The organism is Achromobacter sp. SD115 (genome assembly GCF_017355315.1).
In the GTDB taxonomy this organism is placed as follows: Bacteria; Pseudomonadota; Gammaproteobacteria; order Burkholderiales; family Burkholderiaceae_B; genus Achromobacter; species Achromobacter xylosoxidans_B.
The window spans coordinates 244,882-265,596 of sequence record NZ_JADIJM010000007.1; the positions used below are offsets into that span (position 1 = coordinate 244,882).

The window sequence follows — 20,715 nt, forward strand, 5'->3', positions numbered from 1 at the left end:
GGGCAAGCAGCATGGAGGTCCGTTCACTGCTCTCCAATAGACAACGACATGGCAACTCGCAAGACACCCGGCGGCGCCCGCATCGCAATTTCCCTGGCGCTGGCCCTGGGCGCCGGCACGGCGCAGGCCGACGCCACCCTGGACAAGGTCAAGGAACGCGGAACGATCACCATAGGCGTGCTGGCCAATGGCGGCGTGTTCGGCTCGCTGGATCCGGCCACGCAGCAGCTGGTGGGCTGGAATCCGGAGTTGGCACGCGAGCTCGCCAAGGATCTGGGCGTGAAGGCGGAACTGGTGCAGGTGCAGACCGCCACGCGCACGCAGTTCCTGATATCCGGCAAGGTGGACTTGCTGATCGCGTCCATGGAACTCAACGCCGAGCGCGCCGAGATCCTGGGCTATGCGCCTACGCCGTTCTTCCGGGTGGGCGGCACGGCCGCCACGCTCAAGACCAGTGGCATCGCCAAATGGGAAGACCTGCGGGGCAAGCCGGTGTGCGTGTCGCAGGGCAGCAGCTTCGCGCGGCCTTTGTCGGCGGACTACGGCGCGGTGGTCAAGGGCTACAAGAGTTCCTCGGATTCGCTGCTGGCGCTGCGCGGCGGCCAGTGCGTCGCGGCCGTGCACGACTCGACCTTGATTCAGCCGCTGCTGCGCAGCAATCCGGAATGGAAGGACTACCACGCGCCCATCGCCTCCGAGGTACTGCCGGCCAACTCGGTGGTCTGGACCCGCAAGGGCGAGGCCGACACCATCGCCGCCGTGGACAAGGTGGTGCAGGACTGGCACCGCAGGGGGTGGCTGATCGCCACCGAAACGCGCCTGGGCATTGCTCCGCCGCAACCGCTGCTGCAGGAACTGCACGCGAAGTACAAGCAGGGCAGTTGAGGCGGGCCGGAGCATGTTCGAATCGGCATTGCAAGCCTGGGTCGGCTTCTTCAAGCCGCTGGGCCTGAACTACAGCTTTGTGCTGGACGCAGGCGAGCTGTCCGCATTTGGCCGCGGACTGCTGGTCACGCTGCAGCTATGCGCGTGGACCATACCGGCCAGCCTGCTGTTCGGCGTCCTGATCGCCGCGGGGCTGACCAGCGGCCGCGCCTGGCTGGCCCGGCCGCTGCAGGCCTTCGTGGAGGTCACGCGCAATACGCCCACGCTGGTGCAGCTGTACTGCGCCTTCCTGGTGCTGAACATGCTGATCACGCAAAAACTGGGCGGCGGCAGTCCGATAGCGCCGTTCGCCTGGGTAGTGATCGTGGTGGCGCTGCACAAGGGCGTGTTCCATGCCGAGGCCCTGCGCGCGGGCATCGAAGCGGTGCCTGCGGTGACGATGGAGGCGGCGCGCTCGCTGGCGTTTTCGCGGCGCCAGATCCTTACCCAGGTGCAGTTGCCGCTGGCGCTGCGCTTTGCCTTGCCGGCGCTGGTCAACAACCTGGTGGACCTGGTGAAGATGAGCGCCATCGCTTCCGCTATCGCCGTGGGCGACGTGACCTATGAATCGATCATGATCTGGTCGTATCGCGACAACGTGTTGGAACTGCTGCTGCTGATCCTGCTGTATTTCGGCCTGCTGACGTGGCTGGTTGGCCTGGGCGGGAGATGGCTGGAAGCGCATTTGAGGATGCCGGGCTATGGGCAATGATCTGGTCTTGCAGGCGGGGGCAGCGGGGCGTCGGCTGCCGGCGGCGTTGCGTGATCCCTGGCTGGCAATATTCCTGGCGCTGGCGGCCCTGAACCTGGCATGGGCGGCCAGCGGCACGGCGCCGGCCGCGGTGCGAGCGCTATGGCAGTGGTCGCCCGCCTTGTTGCGCGGGCTGGCGATGAACATCCAGCTCAGCGTGCTGGCCATGATGCTGGGCACACTGGCCGGGCTGGTGGTGGGCGCACTATCTCTGTCGCCGTCGCCGCTGCTGCGCCGCCTGACGCGCGCCTACGTGCTGCTGTTCCGCAATGCGCCCATCCTGGTGCTGGTGTATTTCACCACCTACGTGTTTCCCTTCGAGCTCATGCTGGGCGGATGGAGCCTGCCGTTTCCGGACTGGATCAAGGTGGTGATCGGCCTGGGGCTGCCGGCCAGCGCCAATGTGGCCGAGATTTTCCGCGGCGCGATCCAGTCCATCCCCAGCGCCCAATGGGAGGCCGCGCAATCGCTGGCGTTCCGGCGCTCGCAGATCTTCCGCATGATCGTGCTGCCGCAGTGCCTGCGGCGGATGCTGCCGTCCTGGATGAACCTGTACGCCAGCATCACCATGAGCACGTCGCTGGCCTCGCTGGTGGGCGTGCACGATCTGGTCGACGCGGCCACGGTGGCCAGCAATACCGTGTCGCGTACCGACTTCACCATACTGGTCTATTTCACGCTATTGGCGCTTTTCTTCGCCTATTGCTATCCCATCGCGCGCTGGACGCGGTATCTGGAAAGACGCCATGAGCATTATTGAATCTGGGGCGCGCGCCGCCGCCTTCCAAACGGCCGCCCAGACGCCGCTGGTCAGCCTGCAGGACGTGCACCTGGCTTTTGGCCAGACCGAGGTGCTCAAGGGCATAGACGTCGAGATCAAGCAGGGCCAGGCGGTGTCCATCATCGGGCCTTCGGGTTCGGGCAAGTCCACCATCCTGCGTTGCATGACCGGGCTGCTGCGTCCGCAGCGCGGCCGCATCCTGGTCGGCGGCGTGCGCGTGGATGCCTTGAAGACCGAGTCCGAGCTGATTGGGTTGCGCAGGCGCGTGGGCTTCGTGTTCCAGCAGTACAACCTGTTCCCGCACCTGAGCGTGCTGCAGAACCTGACGATCTCGCCCATCAAGGTGGCCGGGCTGCCGCGCGCGCAGGCCGAGGCGCGGGCGCGCGAGCTACTGGCCAAGGTGCGGATGACGCACAAGGAGGACGCCTATCCCGGCGAGCTGTCCGGCGGCCAGCAGCAGCGGGTGGCGATTGCGCGTGCGCTGGCGTTGCAGCCCGAGTTGATCCTGTTCGATGAGGTGACTTCCGCGCTGGATCCGGAGATGGTCGGAGAAGTCCTGACCGTGATCCGCGAACTGGTGCAGGACGGCCTGACCTGCGTGCTGGTGACCCATGAAATGCGCTTTGCCGAAGAGGTCAGCGACATCGTGTATTTCACGGAGGCCGGCCGCATCGTCGAGTCCGGTCCGCCGGCGCGCCTGTTCCGGGCGCCCGCCAGCGAGCGCGCCCGCGCCTTCCTGCAACGGGCGGTCGGCGCGGCGCCACCACGGGAAAGCGTTGCCGATCCCATACAGGCCTACTTGAATTTCGATCCACTGCGTCTGGCAGTGTGAACCATGATGGAGCTGCACATGACTTTCGTATCCCCGATCTCCAACCTTGCCGAGGTGCGCGCATGAGCCTGGCAGACGCCCGCGTCCAGACCCGGCTGGTGCATGCCGGATCGCCCGACCTGAAGCAGGGTGCCGGGCCGGTGAACGTGCCGGTGGTGCGCACCAGCACCGTGCGTTTTGCCGACACGGCCGCGCAGGTGGCCTTGGGCCGGCAACGCGCCGCCGGCGAGCGCGTGGCGACCTATGGCCGCCATGGCCTGGACACCCATCAGGCGTTGGAACAGGCGGTGGCTTCGCTGGAAGGCGGCTATCGCACCTTGCTGGCGCCTTCGGGCTTGTCGGCCATTGTGCTGGTGCTGTTGGCGACGCTGGCGCCGGGCGAGCACGCGCTGGTGGCCGACAGCGTCTATTCGCCAGTGCGCAAGGTGGACCGCGCGCTGTTGCAGCGCTATGGGATCGAGGTGGAATATTTTTCCGCCACGCGCGACGAACTTGAGCCGCTGATCCGTCCGAACACGCGCCTGCTGTATCTGGAGTCGCCCAGTTCGCTCCTGTACGAGGTGCAGGACCTGCCGGCGCTGGCGGCCGTGGCGCGGCGCCATGGCGTGCTGGTGGCGGCGGACAATACCTGGAGCGGCGGCCTGTACTATCAGCCGCTGGCGCTGGGCGCGCATATTTCCATCCAGGCGGCGACCAAGTATCTGGCGGGGCATTCCGACGTGATGATGGGCGTGGTCACCGTGGACAGTCCCGACCTGGCCCGGCAAGTCGCGGCGGCGCACGACGCCCTGGGCTTGTCGGTGGGCGCGGACGACGCCTATCTGACCCTGCGCGGCCTGCGCACGCTGGACGTGCGGCTTGCGCGGCACCATAAGAACGCGCTTGCCGTGGCTGGATATCTGGCGCGGCATGAAGATGTCGCAAGCGTCTATTACCCGGCGCTGGAGCAGGACCCGGGTCACGCCCTGTGGCGGCGGGATTTCAGCGGCGCCAGCGGCCTGGTGTCGTTCGCGTTCCGGCATGCCGATGCCACGGCCGCGGCGCGCTTCATCGATGCCTTGCGCTATTTTTCGATCGGCGCCTCCTGGGGCGGCTACGAAAGCCTGGCACTGGAGGCCGCGCCCGAGCGCCTGGCTGAGCACAGCTATTGGCAGGACGGGCCGCAGACGCAATCGGTGGTGCGCCTGCACATCGGGCTGGAAAGTCCGCTGGACCTGATTGCCGACCTGGAGCGCGCTTTCGCGGCCACGCGCGAAGCTCTGCGGCGCAGTGCTTGAAGCATATGCAAATGAGCGGTTTTCTTTAGGGTTTCCGGCTATGTAGAAGCAACATATACCTCTTTGTCCGTTGGTACCCGCGACCACTAGAATTTGCCCTGTTCCATGATTGGCGGCAGGGCATGTCTACTATTCATTCCATCGGGTCGGTGCAGCTTTCCTTTCTTGCTCAACGACGGGAGGCGGTACGCGAGTTCTATAGTCACATCATCGGTTTGGATGAAGTGGCCGGGGCCGGCGGCCAGCGCTTGTTGTTCGCGTTGGGCGAGGCGACCTTGTCGCTGTCTCCGGTGGACGAGGTCAGCCGCGAGGTCAGGCCCGACTATCTGGCGCTGAAGACCCGCGCCTACGACGACATCCTGGCGCGGCTGCGCCTAGCGGGTCTCCATCCGGTCTGTTCCTTGCCCGATGCCGAGCCGCGCGTGATGTACGTGAAAGATCCGTCCGGCAATCAGCTGGCTTTCCTGGGCTGAGGCGCGCGATGAACTTCCAGCAATTGCGCTCCGTGCGCGAAGCCGTGCGCCAGGATTTCAATCTGACCGACGTGTCCGAAAGCCTGCATACTTCGCAGCCCGGCGTCAGCCGTCAGATCCGCGAGCTCGAGGAAGAGGTGGGCGTGGACATCTTCGTGCGTTCGGGCAAGCGGCTCATCGGCCTGACCCCGCCGGGCGAATTGATCCTGCCGCTGGTCGAGCAGATCCTGCAATGCGCGGACAACATCCGGCACGCTGGCGCCGAATACGCGGACAGCAGGAGCGGCGTGCTGTCCATCGCGGCGACCCACTCGCAGGCGCGCTATGCCTTGCCGCCCGTCGTCAAGGAGTTCCGCGAACGCTATCCCGAGGTGGTGCTGCACCTGCACCAGGGCTCGCCCAAGCAGGTGTCGGAAATGCTGCTGGAGGGCGAGGCCGATATAGGGGTGGCGACGGAAGCCGTGGCCGACTATCCGGGGCTGGTCAACCTGCCTTGCTACCGTTGGAGCCACAGCGTCATCGTGCCTCGCGGCCACCCGCTGGAGCGCCAGCCGGATGGTGTCAGCCTGTCGCAGCTTGCGCGCTACCCCATCATTACCTACGGGCGCGGCTACACGGGCCGGGCGCATATTGACGAGGCCTTCGCGCGGGCCGGCATCACGCCCGACATCGTCATGACGGCGATGGACGCGGACGTGATCAAGACCTATGTCGAACTGGGCCTGGGCCTGGGCATCGTGGCCTCCGTGGCCTGGGATGCCGAGCGCGACACGCGCCTGTGCGCCATCGACGCCCGTCATCTGTTCGAGATCAACCTGACGCGGCTGGCGATACGGCGCGGCGCATGGCTGCGCGGCTACGCCTTTCATTTCGTCGAGATGTTCGTGCCGACCTTGACGCGCGAGATCGTTGAACGCGAGCTGAAGGGCGCGGGCTGAGGCAATAGGCGGACGCGCCACCGTCTTGCGCATAACCATAGTTGCATCGCTTCGTTTCCCTTGCGACGCCGCGCAAGTAGGCTGACCTTTTCTTCCCCTCGGAATCCAGGGTCATCCCATGAACACATCTGTACCGTCGTCAGCGGCCGCGAACATCCACAACCAACGCGCAGAGGTTGTGCGCGAATTCATCGCCCAGGCGCGGCGGCTGGCGCCCGACGCCGCCAGCGCCACGCGCGAACAGCTGGCCGCAGTGGCAACGCTGCTGGAAGCGCTGGGGCGGCGCCGGGAACTGTTCCCGGAGGAGGCGTTCGCCGTGGTCCCCGGCAGGCCCACCGCCATCTACCGGCTGGCCGAGGACCTGGACGGCGGCCATGCGCTGTACCTGTCCCTGGGTGCGCCGGGCAAGGCCCAGCCGCCCCACGACCACACGACCTGGGCCATCATCGCCGGCGTGCAAGGCAATGAGCGCAACGAGGTCTATGCGCGCGAGCGCAGCGCCGATCCCTTGCGGGACGTGCTGACCCATGTGCAGCGGGTGGACGTGGGGCCGGGCAGCTCCATCGTGCTGGGTCCGGAGGACGTGCATACCATCGAACTGGTAGGCGATCAGGCCGGCGCGCATCTGCATTTCTACGGGCTGGCCCTGGACCGCCTGCATGGCCGGGTGGTGTTCGAGAGCACCGCGGGTGGCAGCTACCGCACATTTTCTCCGCCCGCCGCTATCTATCACGCGCGCATCCCGGCGCAGGCCTTGCAGGACGAGTTGCGCGGCGCGGGTGAAATCGCCGTGCTGGACGTGCGCGAGGCGGGGCGCTACGCGCGCCGCCACCTGCTGCATGCCGTGCCGGCGCCGCTGTGGCGGCTGGAACAGTTGGCGGACAGGCTGGTGCCTCGCCGTAATGCCCGCGTCGTGCTGGTGGACGATGACGAGACGCTGGCGCATCAGGCCGCCGCCAAGCTGGCGCGCCTGGGCTGGACGGATATTGCGGTGCTGGCCGGCGGCACGGACGCTTGGGAGAAGGAGGGCCGCGAGCTTTACTCGGGCACCAATGTACCCAGCAAGGCCTTCGGCGAAGTGATCGAACACGAAAAGCACACCCCCTGGATAGACGTGGACGAGCTGCACGAACGGGTGGCGCGCGGCGACGACATCGTGGTGGTGGACAGCCGGACCCCCGAAGAATTCCACAATTTCACGCTGCCTTTCGCGCACAGCCTGCCGGGCGCGGAGCTGGTCTACCGCATCGGCGAACTGGCGCCGGATTCCACAACCTTTGTGGTGGTGAACTGCGCCGGGCGCACCCGCAGCATCGTCGGCGCGCAGACGCTGATCGATGCCGGCATACCCAACCGCGTCGCGTCGCTGCGCAACGGCACCATGCAGTGGCTGCTGTCTGGTCGCGAACTCGCCTACGGCAGGCAGGCCGCGCTGCCGGAACCCGGAGAGCAGGCGCTGGCAGCGGCCCGCCCGCAGGCGGCCGGCGTTGCGCACCGCGCCGGCATCGCGCACATCGATACCGCCACCTTGCGCGCATTCGAAGCGGAGCAGGACGCGCGCACCCTCTACAAGTTCGACGTGCGCACGCGCGAGGAATACGAGACCGGCCACCTGGAGGGCTGGCGTTGGGCCCCCGGCGGCCAGCTGGTGCAGGCCACGGACGAGTACCTGGCGACGCGCCGCGCCCGCGTGGTGCTGGCGGATTGGGACGGCGTGCGCGCGTTGACCACGGGCGCCTGGCTGGCGCAGCTGGGTGCGGTAGAGGTCTATCTGTACCGACCGCCCGCGCTGGCTGCGCTGCAGAGCGGGCCTGAGCCACGCAGCGTGCTGCGCCACCGTCCCGACGCGCCCGGGTTGCGGCCGGACGCCCTGCGGGTCGCGCTGGAAAGCGGCGAGGCCGTGCTGTTCGATGTGGATGCACGAATCGCCTATGAACGCGGCCACGTGCCGGGCTCCCGCTACGCCGCCCCCGACCGCCTGGCCGAGTTTCTGCCGGAGGATCGGCAGCGGCCCATCGTGCTGACGTCTGCCGACGGCGTGCTGGCCAGTATCGTGGCGGCCGAACTGGCGTGGCGCAGCCAGCGGCCGGTGCACTATCTGGTGGGCGGTACGCGCGGCTGGAAGTCCCAGGGCCTGGAACTGGCCCGTGGCGCCGACGGCGTGCTGACCGGGGACGATGACCAGAGCATCAGCCCCTATCTGTTCGCTGACCTGGCTGCCCGCGATCAGGGCTTCCGGGAGTACCTGGATTGGGAGCTGGGGCTGGTGGCGCAGCTGGAGCGCGAGGGAAGCGGGGATTTCCGGCTGATCGGGCAGGAATGAGTTGGCGGCCTTGCGGGCGGCGCTGTCCTCCCGCAGGCCTTGGCGTCAGGGCGTAGCGCCGTCGATCGCGGCCATCAGGTCATCCGGGTGCACCATCAGTTGGCGAGCCTGGCACAGGGTCGGATACTGCTGCAGCACGCCGGTCCATTGCGCCGATTCCAGCAGCAGGCGCCAGACGGGGTCCAGGGTTTCCAGGGGCGCGTCCAGGCCCTGCGCCAGGCGGTCGGCGTACTCCAGGCTGGGCTGTGCGGACAGCAGCTGCATGCGGCTGGCGGCGCTGAGCAGGCGGGGAATGGCCTCGGCCGGACCGTCGCAGAAATACAGCACGCTGGTGTCCAGTTGCGGACCGTCGGTGGGCAGCGTACGCAGCGACACGCCGCGCAGGGGAAAGCGGCCCTGGCGCGTGTTGAAGGCGTAGTCGGTCTGAGGGTCCGCGTGCGCCAGCAGGCGCAGGCCGCGCAACAGGCGCGGGAAGTCGGTGGCGGCGGCGTCGGCCGAGGCCTTGGCTTCGAGCAGCAGGCACAGATCCCAAGCGGGCGGCGCATTAGCCCCCTCTGCCTTGCGGAGCAGGGCGGCGTCCCATTCGCTCTTGGCGCGTTCGGCATTGACAGGCAGCGATGGCGGCACGCGCATGGAGGACACGGCTTGGTAGTTGTCTTGGCCATCGGCGTCGTTGAGGTGGCGGGCCAGGGCCTCCAGCGCTTGCAAGGCCTGCGCTTCGACGGCGTCGCCGCGCAGCCGCGACGCGTTGCCTTCAGCAAGGGCAGTGGCGCTGCCCGGACGCGGGCCCTGTCGTTCCCACAGCGCACGGTAGTGGCGCACGTCGGCGTCGGCGGCCAAGACGTCCAGTCGTTGCAGATGCTCCAGCGCCGGACTGGCGAGCAGGCGGTCGAGCACTGCGGAGGTTGCGGCTGGCTGCGAGTCGGCGGGCAGGCTCAGAAGACGACGCGCGGCTTCGGGCAATGCCGTCCATGATTCGGACGCTGCTGCCGCTTGCAGGGCGGCCATGGCCTCGCGTGCCGCGCCGGCCGGCGTGCGCTCGACCTTGGCCGGATGGGCGATGGCGTTGGCGGCGGCGATGATCTCGCGGCGGTCCTGGGCGGCGCGGGCGGCCAGGGAGGCGTACTCGCGCACGGGAGCAAGGCGGTGCCGCAGCAGCATGGCCTGGAACACGGGATCGCCGTCGGACTCGCGCATGGCGTCGCGGATCAGGCGTGCCAGGGCATCGAGAAAGGCCTGTTTGATGGCGGGCGGCGCGCCGCTGGATTCAAGCGACAGGCGGGCCTGTTCGATGGCGACGGCCAGCGCGGTGGCGGGCGGGGCGCCCTCGGCGGGTATTCGGGAAATCGATGGCACGCGATAGCGCCGGGCGGTGCCGCGCAGCGTGGCGTCGAGCAGGGATAGGGAGGGCGGTTGGGGCATGGCGCCCCAAGCCTACCGCGATGCCGCCGGCGCGGCAAACACGCCGCGCCGGTTTGGCCGCGGCTTATTTGAACAGCGCGGCGTTCTCTTGCAGAGCGGTGTCGGCGCATTGCGCGTCCAGGTTGCCGCCGGGGGCACCCGCCACGCCGATGGCGCCGATCACGGCAGAGCCGGCCTTGACGGGCACGCCGCCGCCCAGCACCAGGAAGCCCGGGATGTCGGTCAGGGTGGCCGCGGCCGGGTTCTTCTGCACGTTTTCCAGCATCGTCAGCGTCGGGGTCTTGGCCGACGCGGCGGTGAATGCCTTGGCGCGGCTGGCTTCGATGGTGTGCGGGCCGGCATTGTCCGAGCGGGCGAAAGCCTTGAGCAGGCCGGCGCGGTCCACCACCGAGGCGCTGACGTTGTAGCCCTTGGCCTGGCAGGCGGCGACGGTGGCCGTCGCCAGCTTCTGCGCGTCGGCCATGGACAGGTTGCTTTCGGTGAGCACGGCGGCATTGGCGGCGCCGGCGCAGGCGAACAGGGTAGCGAAGGCGATGAGTTTGGGCGACATGTCTGTGTCCTTAGTGGGTCGGTGACAGGAACAGACAGCTTAAGGATGGCAGCCGATCAGCGGTATTCGGTCGGCTACGCTGGGGGCTCCGTAGGGCTACGGAGGCGGACTGCGCAAGGCGGCTTGCGGCGTGGGCGGGCGTTAGTCCAGCAGCCCCGCGTATTCGCGGATCAACCCGGCCAGGTTTTCCGCTGCCAGCTTGGTGAAGACATTGGCGCGGTAGGTCTCGACGGTGCGCGGAGACAGGTCGAATTCGCGCGCGATCTCCTTGTTGCTCAGGCCCTGGACGACGCGTTCCAGCACGTCGCGCTCGCGCCCCGACAACTTGTCCAGCCGTTCCTGCGCGGCCTGGGTCACCGCGAGCTTTTCGCGGCTGGCGATGTGGGTGCGCACGGCGGCCTGCACGGCGTCGAGGAAGACGTCGTCGTCCACCGGCTTTTGCAGGAACTCCATGGCGCCGCCCTTGAAGGCGCGGCGGCACAGGTCCACGTTGGCGTGTCCGGTCAGCATGACCACCGGCAGGTCCGATTGTTCGGCCAGCCGGCTCAGCACGTCCAGGCCACTGATGCCGGGCATGCGGATGTCCAGCACCACGCAGCCGATGGCTTGCGGATGCAACTGGGCCAGGAAGGCCAGCGGATCGCCGTAACCCTCGCTGCGCAGGCCGACGCTGCGCAAGAGCAGGGCCAGGCCGTCGCGCACGGCGTCGTCGTCGTCGACCAGGTAGACCAGCGGAGATTGTTCGAGCATGGGAATGTCCTGCGTAGTCATGCGGCGGCGCCGGAGCGCGGCAGGCTTACCGTGAAGCAGGCGCCCGCCGGGCTGAGATTGCGCGCGGCGATGCGGCCGTCCATGGAGCCGGCCAGCGTTTCGCACAGCGCCAGTCCCAGGCCCATGCCTTGCGGCCGCGTGGTGTAGAAGGGGGCGAACAGGCGCGGCAGCGCGTCGGCGGCGATGCCGGGGCCGGTGTCGCTGACGCTGAACAGGTAGTCGTCGCCTTCGACGCGGCCTGCCAGTGAAATCTGGCGCGGGCCCACAACGCCAGCCAGGGCATCGGCGGCGTTCTGCACCAGGTTGTGCAGGATCTGCTCCAGGGCCACGCGGTCGCCCAGCGGGCGCACGCCGGGACTGGCGTTGTGCCAGCTCAGCCGTATGCCCTGCCGCGCCAATTCGGCTTCGCGCAGGAAGCGCAGCGATGCCACCAGCGCGTCGGGATCCAGCGCTTCACGGCGGGCGGGCGAACTGGGCTGCACCAGGGCGCGCATGCGGCTGATGATGTCGGCGGCGCGTTTGGCCTGTTCGGCGCTTGCCAACAGGGCGTGGCGCACGGCCGGCCGTTCCTCTTCGTCGTCCAGCAGGCGCTCGGCGGCGCGGGTCTGGGCCAGGATGGCGGTCAGCGGCTGGTTCAGTTCGTGGGCGATGCCGGCAGCCATTTCGCCCAGCGTGCTCAGGCGCGCCATGGCGCCCAGGCGCAGTTGCTCCTGCTGGCGGCGGGCCTGGGCGCGCGAACGCTGCCAGGCGGCGGCGCCGGCCACCAGCAGCGCGCTGGCCAGTCCCCAGGCCAGCCACGTGGCCCAGGGCCAGACGCCGGGAGTCAGCTTGCGCGTGCTGCGCATCTGGAAGGGCTGGCTGGCCGCGCCCAGCGGTTTCTGCAGGGCCAGAGGCCAGCCCAGGACGCCGGCGTCGGGCTGCTTGTCCAGAAGTGGCAGCGGCGTCTGGTCCACGGTCAGAGTCAGGTTGGCCAGCCCGGGAGGAAAGTCGGCGGCGGGCACCAGTTGGCGGGCGTCCAGCAGCAGGCTCCAGCCTGAAGGCGCCACCAGCCAGTAGCGGGCGTTGTCCACCGGCAGCGTCACCGGCCGGGCCAGGCCGCGCGCGCGTTCGACGGCGGCTGCAAGGCCGGCAGGTTCCGCCACGCTGCCGCTCCAGGCGCCGCCAGGCAGGTAGCCCAGCCCCAGCAACTGCGGCATGGCCGGTTGCAGGCTGGGATACAGTCGTTCCGGAGCGGGGGGATGGGAGAGGGCAGCCAGGGTCGCCAGCACGGCTTCATGCTGCACCGTCTTCTGGCTCAGCATGCGCTGGGCCACGCTGGTGCTCTGGGTGAAGCGCTCGTACTGGTCGACGTAATCCTGCCGCCCGATCCAGAGGGCGCCGAGGGCGAACAGGACCAGCCAGCAGAAGAAGGCGCGAGCGCGCGATAGGGGATTCACGCCTGAAATTATGCCTTGCGGCCGGCGCGCGCAGGAATCCGTAGGGCTACGGAGGGGCCGCGCTCAGGCGGCCAACCGTTGGGCGGCCGGGTCCGGCGTCTGCGAACTGGCCGCGAGCGCGATCTGGTAGAGCGCCGCCACCAGGTCCGATTGCGTCACCAGTCCGACCAGGTTGCGCGCTTCATCCAGCACCGGCACGCAGTGCAGGCTGTCCGACATGGGGCGGGCCAGCTCGATAACGGGCAGGCCGGGGGTGGCGAAGGGGACTTCGCTGCGCATGCAATCGGCCACCAGCAGGTCGGGCGCGCCGTCCGTCTCGGCGGCGACGGCAGCCAGCCGGGTCCGGCGCGCCAGCACGTCGCCCTGGCTGAGCATGCCGGCGTAGCGGCCGGCCGGATCCAGCACCGGCAGCGCTTGCAGGCGGTGCTTGTCGAACAGGCGCACGGCGTAGTCCAGCGGGTCCTGGGCCTGCACCGTCACCACGTCGCGCGACATGATGTCGGCGCAATGCACGTCGCCGAAGCGGCGCACGCTGGCGCGCATTTCCGCGGCCAGCACGATTTCTTCCAGGTCTTCCTTGCTGATGTCCAGCAGCTCGCCGCGCTGCGTGAGCGCGTCGTCCAGGTCGGCCAGGCTGAAGCCCAGGCGGGCGCTGGGCGCCAGGTCGCGCGTGTTGTGGCCCGCGGCCGGGTCGGCGTGGCGGCGCGGATAGTTGCGCTTGAGCGCGCCATTGAAGACCACGGCGATACACAGCAGGATGGCGGAGTTGAGCGCCACCGGCCACAGCGCGAAGCCGTAGCCCAGGCTGGCGACGGTGGGGCCGCCCAGCACGGCGGTCAGCGCCACCGCGCCGCTGGGCGGATGCAGGCAGCGCAGCGAGAACATGGCGCCGATGGCCAGGGCCACCGCCGCGGCGGCCGCGACGCCAGGCACGGGGATGAATTGGGCGCAGAACACGCCGATCAGGGCCGATACCAGGTTGCCGGCCATGATGGACCAAGGCTGGGCGAGCGGGCTGGCGGGGGCGGCGAACAGCAGCACCGCGGAGGCGCCCATGGGAGCGATGAACCAGGGGCTGGCGTCGCCCAGCGCGTGGCGGCCCACCCATTCCGTGCAGAACAGGCCGAGCAGCGCGCCCAGCACGCCGTAGAGTTTCTCGCGTCCGTTGACGCCCACCGGCGCTGGCGCGAACGAGCCCAGCCAGCGCTTTATTGCTACACCCAAAACGATCTCCTCGCGCATCGATATGTCGCGGGGCGACAATTTATCACGCGGGGACTGGCGGCGCTGCATAAGCTTATGCAGCCGGGCGGGGTTCAGGCGTCGCCGGGGTCGTCGCCGATGCGGGTCAGCAGGCGCGTCAGCAGCGGGCGCATGGCGCGCAATTCTTCCAGGTGCGAGGCCGACAGGTCTTCCAGCATGCGCTCGGCGCGGGCGGTCAGCACCACTTCGACGCGGCGGCCGTCCTCGGGGTCGGCTTCGCGGCTGACCAGATCCAGGCGCGCCAGCCGGCCGACCAGTTCGGCGGCGGTGTGGGGACGGATCAGCAGGCGTTCGGCGATTTCTCCCACGTACAGGCCGCGGCGGCTGGGCGTGCTCTTGCGGGTGCCTTTGATGGCGAGCAGGGCCTGGTGCTGCTGCGGCATCAGGTCCAGGCCGGCGGCGGCGTTTTCGCTGAAAGCGGCAAAGCGGCGCAGCGCGTAGCGGAAGTCGGCCAGCAGTTCGTAGTCCGTGGCGGTCAACTGGGGAGGGGGCGGGGGCTGTTTCACCCGACCGATTCTAATATATGTCGTGATACGATATATATGACATTTCGCAAATCCCTGCGGGATTCTTCCTCCCTCCGAACATGCCTCCCACTTCTTCCTCTGCCCGGGCCGCGCTGCGCCTGGGCGACTTCACCACGGACAAGCGCGTGGTCCTGCTCATGGGCCTGGCCATTCCGGTCGGCCTGGCCAGCGTGGCCGCGGCCTGGGCCTTGCTGCGCCTGATCGCGCTATGCACCAACCTGGCCTATCACCACCAGTTCTCGTTCGCGGACATGCCGATCACGACGGGGCAGCTGGGGCTGGCCTCGGTCGCCATTCCCGTCGTGGGCTGTCTCATCATTGGCCTGATGGCGCGCTATGGCTCGGAGAAGATCCGCGGCCACGGCATTCCGGAAGCCATGGAGGCCATCCTGATCGGCAAGAGCCGCATCCAGCCCAAGGTGGCGGTCTTGAAGCCGGTGTCTTCCGCGATCTCCATCGGCACGGGCGGCCCGTTTGGCGCCGAGGGACCCATCATCATGACGGGCGGCGCCATCGGTTCCCTGCTGGCGCAGACCATCCACCTGGACGACGGCGAGCGCAAGACCCTGCTGGTGGCCGGCGCCGCTGCGGGCATGACGGCCATCTTCGCCACGCCGCTGGCGGCGGTGCTGCTGGCGGTCGAGCTGCTGCTGTTCGAATGGAAGCCGCGCAGCTTCCTGCCGGTGGCCATGGCCGCGTTGGTGGCGGCGGCCACGCGCGCTTTCGTGCTGGATGCCGGGCCGATCTTCGCCTACGCCGGCGCGCTGCCGTTCACGCCCGCGCATCTGCTGGCCTGCGCCGTCGTGGGCGTGCTGGCGGGCCTGGGCTCGGGCGTGCTGACGTCCATGGTCTACACCGCCGAGGACCTGTTCGAAAAACTGCCCCTGCACTGGATGTGGTGGCCGGCCTTTGGCGGCCTGGTCATCGGCATCGGCGGGCTGATCGAGCCGGCGGCGCTGGGCGTGGGCTACGACAACATCCGCCATCTGCTGGCGGGCGATCTGGCGTTTCAGGCCGTGTTGCTGCTGCTGGTGGTCAAGGTCATCATCTGGTCCATCGCGTTGGGCTCGGGGACCTCGGGCGGGGTGCTGGCGCCGCTGCTGATATTCGGCGGCGCATTGGGCGCGCTGGCGACGCCGCTTTTGCCCCAGGCCGATCCGGGCTTCTGGGCGTTGCTGGGCATGGCCGCGATGATGGGCGGCACCATGCGCGCGCCGCTCACCGCGACCTTGTTCGCGGTGGAGCTGACCGGCGACATGGGCGCGCTCCTGCCGGTGCTGGCGGCTTGCGTGTTCGCGTACGGGGTCACGGTGCTGCTGCTGAAACGATCCATCCTGACCGAGAAAATCGCGCGGCGCGGCCACCATATCAGCCGCGAGTACCGCGTCGATCCCTTCGACCTGCTGCGCGTCAGCCAGGTCATGACCGCGCCGGTCGAGACCCTGCCGGCCGACTGGACGGTGGCGCAGGCCATCGCGCATTTCACGACGGCGCAGCCGGTGCATACCAGCTACCCGGTGCTGGACGTGCAAGGCGTGGTGGTGGGCGAGGTCACGCGCGCCGACACCCTGGCCTGGGCGATTGATGACGAGCAGACCGGACGCACGCTGGGGGAAGCGCTGCAAGGCCGCGACCTGGTGTACGGTCATCCGGAGGAGCTGGCAAGCCAGATCGCCGACCGCATGGCGTTGACCGGTGCGGGCCGCGTGCCCATCCTGGACCGGGCCAACGGCCGGCTGGTGGGCATCGTGGGGCGCAAGGACCTGTTCCGCTCGCGCGCGCGCCGGCTGCGCGAGGAAAGCCAGCGCAACGCCTACTTCCGCCGCACGCCTTCACCGGGCCGATGAGGCCCGCAGTTCCCACAACACGTCCAGCACGTGCCGGGTGGCTTGCTCCACTTGCCCGGCGCGGTGCGCGATGCCCAGCGGACGCCATAGCGCGGGCCGCAGCGGGCGCATCTCGATGCGCGGATCCGGCTGCGGCGCGGTGGCTTCGTGCGGCAGCAGGGTGGCGCCGTAGCCCGCGCCTACCAGGCTCTTGATCGCGTCGTTGTAGTTCAGCTGGATGCGGGCACGCGGATTCAGGCCTGCTGCGGCGAACCATTCCCCCGTCAGGCGCGACAGCCGAGTGCTGGCGTCGTTCAGGATCAGCGGCCGTCCGGCCAGCCAGGCTGGGGTCAGGCGCGCGGGCGCCTTCCAGCTTGCGGGCAGGAAGGCCATGACCGGGTCGCGCCGCCACGGGCGCAGCACCAGGCCTTCCAGCGGCGGCTGGGGCAGGGCCACCAGCCCCACATCCAGAGAGCCGTCGGCCAGGCGCAACAGGGTCTCCTGGGAAGTCAGCACGGCCACCTGCACGTCGATGCCCGGATGATTGCGCCCCAGCGTTTCCAGGGCCTGCGGTAGCAGATGGGCGATGGCGCCGGTGGAGGCGCCGAGCCGTACGCGTCCGGCCAGCCCCTGCACCTGCCGCTGCACGTCATCCAGCGCCTGGTCGGCGTCGGCCAGCAGGCGGCGCGCGCGCTCCAGCAGGGTTTCGCCGATGGAGGTGGGCCGGACCTGGCCGCGCTTGCGCGTGAGCAGCGGCGCACCGATGCGCGCCTCCAGGTCGGCCACGTGCAGGCTGATGGTGGGCGGCGCCAGATGCAGCGCGCGGGCCGCGTCGGCGAACGAGCCCAGGTCGGCGATGGCGACCAGGGTGCGCAGGCGGTCCAGGCTGATTTCACGCATGGCGGTCTCGTTCAGGAAAGCTGAATTGGATAGTCATGATATTCGACTTTTGTTATCTACGATCCAGACCGATGATGAGGTCCTGCGCCCGGAACGTTCCGGCGCTCCCTTTTGATCCAGGACGCAAGCGCCATGACTCATCCTCTAGTTTTCATCGACGGCGACCAGGGCACCACCGGCCTGCAGATCCACGAACGCCTGCATGGGCGTGCGGACCTGCGGCTGCTGACGCTGCCCGAGGCGGAACGCAAGGATCCGCAGCGCCGCGCGCAGGCCATCAACGGCTGCGACATCGCCATCCTGTGCCTGCCCGACGAACCCGCCCGGCAGGCCGCCGCTTCCATCGTCAATCCCGCAGTCCGGGTGATAGACGCCAGTTCCGCCCACCGCACGACGGCAGGCTGGGTCTACGGTTTCCCGGAAATGAATGCGGAGCAGGCCGGGCTGATCGCCCAGGCCCGGCGCGTGAGCAATCCCGGCTGCTATCCCACGGGGGCGATCGCCTTGCTGGGTCCGCTGCTGCGGGCGGGGCTGGTGCCGGCCGACTATCCCGTGGTGATTCATGCGGTGTCGGGTTACTCGGGCGGCGGCCGCGCCGCGGTGGACGCCTACGAGGCCGCGGACGGCGCTGGCGGACCGGCGTTCCAGCTCTATGGGCTGGGCCTGGCGCACAAGCACACGCCGGAGATCGAACGCCATGCCGGCCTGACGCAGCGGCCGGTGTTCGTGCCGGCCTATGGCGCCTATCGCCAGGGCATCGTGCTGACGGTGCCGCTGCAGTTGCGCCTGCTGCCTGAGGGCGTGGACATGCAGCGCCTGCACGCCTGCCTGCAACAGCATTACGAGGGCGCGCGGCACGTGCAGGTGGTGGCGCCGCAGGAGGCGGCCGCCCATACCCACCTGGATCCGCAGGCCTTGAATGGCACCAACGATCTGCGCCTGGCGGTCTATGGCAATGCCAGGGAAGGGCAGGTGCTGCTGACGGCGGTGTTCGACAACCTGGGCAAGGGCGCGTCGGGCGCGGCGGTGCAGAACCTGGACCTGATGCTGGCCGCGATCAGGTAGCGCGGCGGTAAGAGCCTGCGTGGCCAGCTCTGGCTTACGCAGGGTCCGCCAGCGTCTCCACCACCAGGCGGCGCAGCCAGACCGTGCCGGGGTCGCTTTCGAAGCGCGCGTGCCAATGCACGGTCACGGACAGCGGCGGCAGGGCGATGGGCAATGGGCGTATCTGAAAGGCGTCGTCCCGGTTGAACCAGATCGCCGCCCGCAGGGGCAAGGTCATGGTGAGATCGGTGCGCCGCACGATCTCGGCCGCCGCTGAAAAATGCGGCAAGGTCAGATACGGCCGGCGCGGCAGCCCGGCCTCGCTCAGCACGTCGTCCAGCAAGCGGTGGGCGCTGGCGCGGGAGGCTACCAGGATGTGGTCCAGCCGCTTGAACTGGCTGCGCGTCAGGCCGGCCGACAAAACCGGATGGCCGCGCCGTCCCATGCACGTGTAGCGCTCGCTGAACAGTTCGGCATGGCAGGTTTCGCTGCCCAGCCCGGCCAGGTTGCCGATGGCGAGATCGACCTCGCCTTCCTTGAGCGCCTGCGGCAGCCGTTCCAATGGAATTTCCAATACCTCGACTTGCAGGCGCGGCGCCAAGGCGTGAACGCGTTCCATCAGGGACGGCAGGAACACCATTTCGCCGATATCGGACATGGACAGGCGAAAGCGCCGGGTGCTGCTGGCTGGCTCGAAGCGCTGCCGCAGGCTCACGGCTTCCGCGAAGCTGTTCATGCCGCGTTCGATGGGCTCGGCCAGGGCGAACGCCACCGGGGTGGGCTGCATGCCGGACGCGGTGCGGGCAAACAAGGGATCGTCGAACTTTTCGCGCAGACGCGCCAGCGCGTAGCTCACGGCGGGCTGCGTCAGGTTCAGGCGCTGCGCTGCCCGGGTGACGCTGCGCTCGTGCAGCACGGTCAGGAAAACCCTCATGAGGTTCAGATCGAAGTCCATGCATGCCTCTCATATCAGCCTGATTTATAAGATAAATAATATCCATAAATTTGACATATAAATAGTTGATTCCTAGACTAATTTCAAAAGGCTGGGGCAACGCTTGCCAATGGCCGCAACACAGGGGAAGCACCGCCATGCATGCGTTGACACTGCCGTCGTTGTTGCTGGAACAAGGCGCCCGTTGGGGCCAACGCACATGGGTGCAGGCGCCGGGCGGCTCGCTGCGCTATGGCGATGCGCCCGATCATGCGGCGGCGTGGGCCGCGCGCCTGATCGCGGCCGGCGTCGCCAGGGGCGACCGGGTCGGCTTGATGGCCGGCAACCGGCATGAATTCCTGTCCATCGTGTTGGGCTGCGGCTGGCTGGGCGCGGTGGTGGTGCCCATCAACACGGCGTCGCGCGGCATGCAGTTGCAGCACATCCTGGCCAACAGCGGTTGCCGGTTGCTGGTGGCCGACGCCGCGTCCTGTCCCGCGTTGGCGGCGCTGGACACGCAGTCCCTGGCCTTGAACCGCATCTGGCTGCTGGACGGGGATGCCGACGCGCTCCCGGTCCCGTCCAGCGCGCCGCCGCCTGCCCCGGACACGCCGCTCCCGCCGGCGGCCGACGTCGGGCCGGGAGATACCCTGGCCATCCTGTACACCTCGGGCACGTCCGGCCTGTCCAAGGGCGTGTGCTGTCCGCAAGCGCAGTTCTATTGGTGGGGCAGGATCGCCGCGCGCAATCTGGAAATCACCGACAGCGATGTGCTCTACACGAGCCTGCCGCTGTTTCACACCAATGCCTTGAACGCCTGCTTCCAGGCCCTGGTCACGGGCGCGACCATCGTCTGCGATGAACGCTTTTCCGCCAGCCGCTATTTCGACCGGCTCGAGGCCACGGGCGCCACGGTGACCTATCTGCTGGGCGCCATGGTGCCCATGCTGTTGGCGCAGCCGCCTGCCGCGGCCGAACGGCGCCACCGTGCGCGGATTGCGCTGGCGCCAGGAGTACCCGAACGCTTCCACGCGGCGTTTGCCGAGCGCACCGGCATCGCGCTGCTGGAAGGCTACGGCTCCACCGAGACCAATTTCGCGCTGGGCGGCACGCTGGCCGGACAGCGCCCAGGCACGATGGGCCGCGCCGCGCCCGAATTCGACGCGATGGCGGCCGACGAGCACGACGCCGCAGTGCCCGACGGCACGCCGGGCGAACTGCTGCTGCGCGCGCGCATGCCGTTCGCCATCGCCACCGGCTATTTCGGCATGGACGACAAGACGGTGGACGCATGGCGCAACCTCTGGTTCCACACAGGGGACCGCGTGGTTCGCGACGCGGACGGCTACTTCCGCTTCCTGGACCGCATGAAGGACGCGATCCGCCGGCGCGGCGAGAACATTTCCTCGTACGAGGTGGAGCAGGTGCTGCTGGCGCATCCGTCGGTTGCCGCCGTGGCGGTCTACGCGGTGCGTTCGGAATTGGCCGAGGACGAGGTCATGGCGGCGTTGGTCTACAAGGCCGGGCAGGCCGTCCCGCCTCAGTCGCTGCTTGATTTCTGCCAGCCTCGCATGCCGTATTTCGCCGTGCCGCGCTATCTGCGCGTGCTGGGCGATCTGCCGCGCACCGAGAACGGCAAGATCCGCAAGTTCCAGTTGCGGGATGAAGGTATCACTGGCGACGCCTGGGACCGGGACGCCGCCGGCTATCGCGTGGCGCGCTGAGCGCCATGGTTCCATTCAA

General features: G+C 68.6%; 19 protein-coding genes. 11 read left to right on the plus strand and 8 right to left on the minus strand.

Annotated features, from left to right (window positions below; translation table 11 throughout):
- Nucleotides 1-48 precede the first annotated feature (48 nt).
- The 8 genes from IPU70_RS12920 to IPU70_RS12955 all read left to right on the plus strand — a co-directional run bounded on the left by IPU70_RS12920 (nt 49) and on the right by IPU70_RS12955 (nt 8,299).
- Complete coding sequence (locus tag IPU70_RS12920) at nt 49-885, plus strand: transporter substrate-binding domain-containing protein (RefSeq protein ID WP_207467757.1); 837 nt, start codon at nt 49-51, stop codon at nt 883-885.
- A gap of 13 nt (nt 886-898) precedes the next feature.
- Complete coding sequence (locus IPU70_RS12925) at nt 899-1,636, plus strand: amino acid ABC transporter permease (protein WP_207467758.1); 738 nt, start codon at nt 899-901, stop codon at nt 1,634-1,636.
- Nucleotides 1,626-2,435 carry an amino acid ABC transporter permease gene (locus IPU70_RS12930; RefSeq protein WP_207467759.1) on the plus strand — a complete coding sequence of 270 codons (810 nt, stop codon included), beginning with the start codon at nt 1,626-1,628 and terminating at the stop codon, nt 2,433-2,435. The genes IPU70_RS12925 and IPU70_RS12930 overlap by 11 nt, the downstream gene beginning before the upstream one ends.
- Nucleotides 2,422-3,288 (plus strand): amino acid ABC transporter ATP-binding protein, encoded by an 867-nt coding sequence (locus tag IPU70_RS12935; protein ID WP_207467760.1) that lies wholly within the window; start codon nt 2,422-2,424, stop codon nt 3,286-3,288. Before IPU70_RS12930 ends, IPU70_RS12935 begins: the two co-directional genes overlap by 14 nt.
- A 62-nt stretch (nt 3,289-3,350) precedes the next feature.
- Nucleotides 3,351-4,565, plus strand: a complete 1,215-nt coding sequence (metC, locus tag IPU70_RS12940) for a cystathionine beta-lyase (RefSeq protein WP_207467762.1) — start codon at nt 3,351-3,353, stop codon at nt 4,563-4,565.
- A gap of 122 nt (nt 4,566-4,687) precedes the next feature.
- Complete coding sequence (locus IPU70_RS12945) at nt 4,688-5,038, plus strand: VOC family protein (protein WP_207467764.1); 351 nt, start codon at nt 4,688-4,690, stop codon at nt 5,036-5,038.
- 8 nt (nt 5,039-5,046) lie between these two features.
- On the plus strand, nt 5,047-5,976 hold the full coding sequence (locus IPU70_RS12950; protein ID WP_207467766.1) for a CysB family HTH-type transcriptional regulator: 930 nt from the start codon (nt 5,047-5,049) through the stop codon (nt 5,974-5,976).
- 118 nt (nt 5,977-6,094) lie between these two features.
- Nucleotides 6,095-8,299: a rhodanese-like domain-containing protein gene (locus IPU70_RS12955; protein WP_207467768.1), complete on the plus strand. Its 2,205-nt coding sequence runs from the start codon at nt 6,095-6,097 to the stop codon at nt 8,297-8,299.
- 45 nt (nt 8,300-8,344) lie between these two features.
- On the opposite strand, the gene IPU70_RS12960 is transcribed toward IPU70_RS12955, so the two are convergent.
- The 6 genes from IPU70_RS12960 to IPU70_RS12985 form a co-directional block, all read right to left on the minus strand.
- Nucleotides 8,345-9,721: a 3-deoxy-D-arabino-heptulosonate 7-phosphate synthase gene (locus IPU70_RS12960; RefSeq protein ID WP_207467770.1), complete on the minus strand. Its 1,377-nt coding sequence runs from the start codon at nt 9,719-9,721 to the stop codon at nt 8,345-8,347.
- 64 nt (nt 9,722-9,785) lie between these two features.
- Nucleotides 9,786-10,271, minus strand: coding sequence for a heme-binding protein (locus tag IPU70_RS12965; protein WP_207467772.1), 486 nt, complete (start codon nt 10,269-10,271; stop codon nt 9,786-9,788).
- A 141-nt stretch (nt 10,272-10,412) separates the two neighbouring features.
- Complete coding sequence (locus IPU70_RS12970) at nt 10,413-11,021, minus strand: response regulator transcription factor (RefSeq protein ID WP_242702461.1); 609 nt, start codon at nt 11,019-11,021, stop codon at nt 10,413-10,415.
- Between the two features lie 17 nt (nt 11,022-11,038).
- Nucleotides 11,039-12,478, minus strand: coding sequence for an ATP-binding protein (locus IPU70_RS12975; protein WP_207467775.1), 1,440 nt, complete (start codon nt 12,476-12,478; stop codon nt 11,039-11,041).
- Nucleotides 12,479-12,541: 63 nt separating this feature from the next.
- The gene (locus IPU70_RS12980) at nt 12,542-13,702 is read right to left on the minus strand and encodes an HPP family protein (protein ID WP_371818930.1); all 1,161 of its coding nucleotides are present in this window, start codon (nt 13,700-13,702) and stop codon (nt 12,542-12,544) included.
- A 92-nt stretch (nt 13,703-13,794) separates the two neighbouring features.
- Nucleotides 13,795-14,247, minus strand: coding sequence for a MarR family winged helix-turn-helix transcriptional regulator (locus IPU70_RS12985; RefSeq protein WP_207467777.1), 453 nt, complete (start codon nt 14,245-14,247; stop codon nt 13,795-13,797).
- An 80-nt stretch (nt 14,248-14,327) separates the two neighbouring features.
- On the opposite strand from IPU70_RS12985, the gene IPU70_RS12990 reads away from it, so the two are divergent.
- Nucleotides 14,328-16,115, plus strand: coding sequence for a chloride channel protein (locus IPU70_RS12990; protein ID WP_207467778.1), 1,788 nt, complete (start codon nt 14,328-14,330; stop codon nt 16,113-16,115).
- On the opposite strand, the gene IPU70_RS12995 is transcribed toward IPU70_RS12990, so the two are convergent.
- Nucleotides 16,101-16,994 carry a LysR family transcriptional regulator gene (locus tag IPU70_RS12995; RefSeq protein ID WP_207467779.1) on the minus strand — a complete coding sequence of 298 codons (894 nt, stop codon included), beginning with the start codon at nt 16,992-16,994 and terminating at the stop codon, nt 16,101-16,103. The two genes, IPU70_RS12990 and IPU70_RS12995, sit on opposite strands and share 15 nt — an antisense overlap.
- Nucleotides 16,995-17,126: 132 nt before the next feature.
- On the opposite strand from IPU70_RS12995, the gene argC reads away from it, so the two are divergent.
- On the plus strand, nt 17,127-18,059 hold the full coding sequence (gene argC, locus IPU70_RS13000; RefSeq protein WP_207467780.1) for an N-acetyl-gamma-glutamyl-phosphate reductase: 933 nt from the start codon (nt 17,127-17,129) through the stop codon (nt 18,057-18,059).
- A 34-nt stretch (nt 18,060-18,093) separates the two neighbouring features.
- On the opposite strand, the gene IPU70_RS13005 is transcribed toward argC, so the two are convergent.
- Nucleotides 18,094-18,993: a LysR family transcriptional regulator gene (locus IPU70_RS13005; protein WP_207467781.1), complete on the minus strand. Its 900-nt coding sequence runs from the start codon at nt 18,991-18,993 to the stop codon at nt 18,094-18,096.
- Between the two features lie 80 nt (nt 18,994-19,073).
- Here IPU70_RS13005 and IPU70_RS13010 point away from each other — a divergent pair, with 80 nt between their 5' ends.
- Complete coding sequence (locus IPU70_RS13010; RefSeq protein ID WP_371818934.1) at nt 19,074-20,696, plus strand: ATP-dependent acyl-CoA ligase; 1,623 nt, start codon at nt 19,074-19,076, stop codon at nt 20,694-20,696.
- Nucleotides 20,697-20,715: the final 19 nt, after the last annotated feature.

What these genes read in the sequence shown, in the direction of transcription:
- IPU70_RS12945 (WP_207467764.1), top strand. Translation starts at nt 4,688, where the DNA reads ATGTCTACTATTCATTCCATCGGGTCGGTGCAGCTTTCCTTTCTTGCT.
- IPU70_RS12935 (WP_207467760.1), top strand. Translation starts at nt 2,422, where the DNA reads ATGAGCATTATTGAATCTGGGGCGCGCGCCGCCGCCTTCCAAACGGCC.
- IPU70_RS12920 (WP_207467757.1), top strand. Translation starts at nt 49, where the DNA reads ATGGCAACTCGCAAGACACCCGGCGGCGCCCGCATCGCAATTTCCCTG.
- IPU70_RS12995 (WP_207467779.1), bottom strand. Translation starts at nt 16,994, where the DNA reads ATGCGTGAAATCAGCCTGGACCGCCTGCGCACCCTGGTCGCCATCGCC.
- IPU70_RS12930 (WP_207467759.1), top strand. Translation starts at nt 1,626, where the DNA reads ATGGGCAATGATCTGGTCTTGCAGGCGGGGGCAGCGGGGCGTCGGCTG.
- argC (WP_207467780.1), top strand. Translation starts at nt 17,127, where the DNA reads ATGACTCATCCTCTAGTTTTCATCGACGGCGACCAGGGCACCACCGGC.
- IPU70_RS12950 (WP_207467766.1), top strand. Translation starts at nt 5,047, where the DNA reads ATGAACTTCCAGCAATTGCGCTCCGTGCGCGAAGCCGTGCGCCAGGAT.
- IPU70_RS12970 (WP_242702461.1), bottom strand. Translation starts at nt 11,021, where the DNA reads ATGCTCGAACAATCTCCGCTGGTCTACCTGGTCGACGACGACGACGCC.
- metC (WP_207467762.1), top strand. Translation starts at nt 3,351, where the DNA reads ATGAGCCTGGCAGACGCCCGCGTCCAGACCCGGCTGGTGCATGCCGGA.
- IPU70_RS12925 (WP_207467758.1), top strand. Translation starts at nt 899, where the DNA reads ATGTTCGAATCGGCATTGCAAGCCTGGGTCGGCTTCTTCAAGCCGCTG.
- IPU70_RS12960 (WP_207467770.1), bottom strand. Translation starts at nt 9,721, where the DNA reads ATGCCCCAACCGCCCTCCCTATCCCTGCTCGACGCCACGCTGCGCGGC.
- IPU70_RS13005 (WP_207467781.1), bottom strand. Translation starts at nt 18,993, where the DNA reads ATGGACTTCGATCTGAACCTCATGAGGGTTTTCCTGACCGTGCTGCAC.
- IPU70_RS12965 (WP_207467772.1), bottom strand. Translation starts at nt 10,271, where the DNA reads ATGTCGCCCAAACTCATCGCCTTCGCTACCCTGTTCGCCTGCGCCGGC.
- IPU70_RS12990 (WP_207467778.1), top strand. Translation starts at nt 14,328, where the DNA reads ATGCCTCCCACTTCTTCCTCTGCCCGGGCCGCGCTGCGCCTGGGCGAC.
- IPU70_RS12955 (WP_207467768.1), top strand. Translation starts at nt 6,095, where the DNA reads ATGAACACATCTGTACCGTCGTCAGCGGCCGCGAACATCCACAACCAA.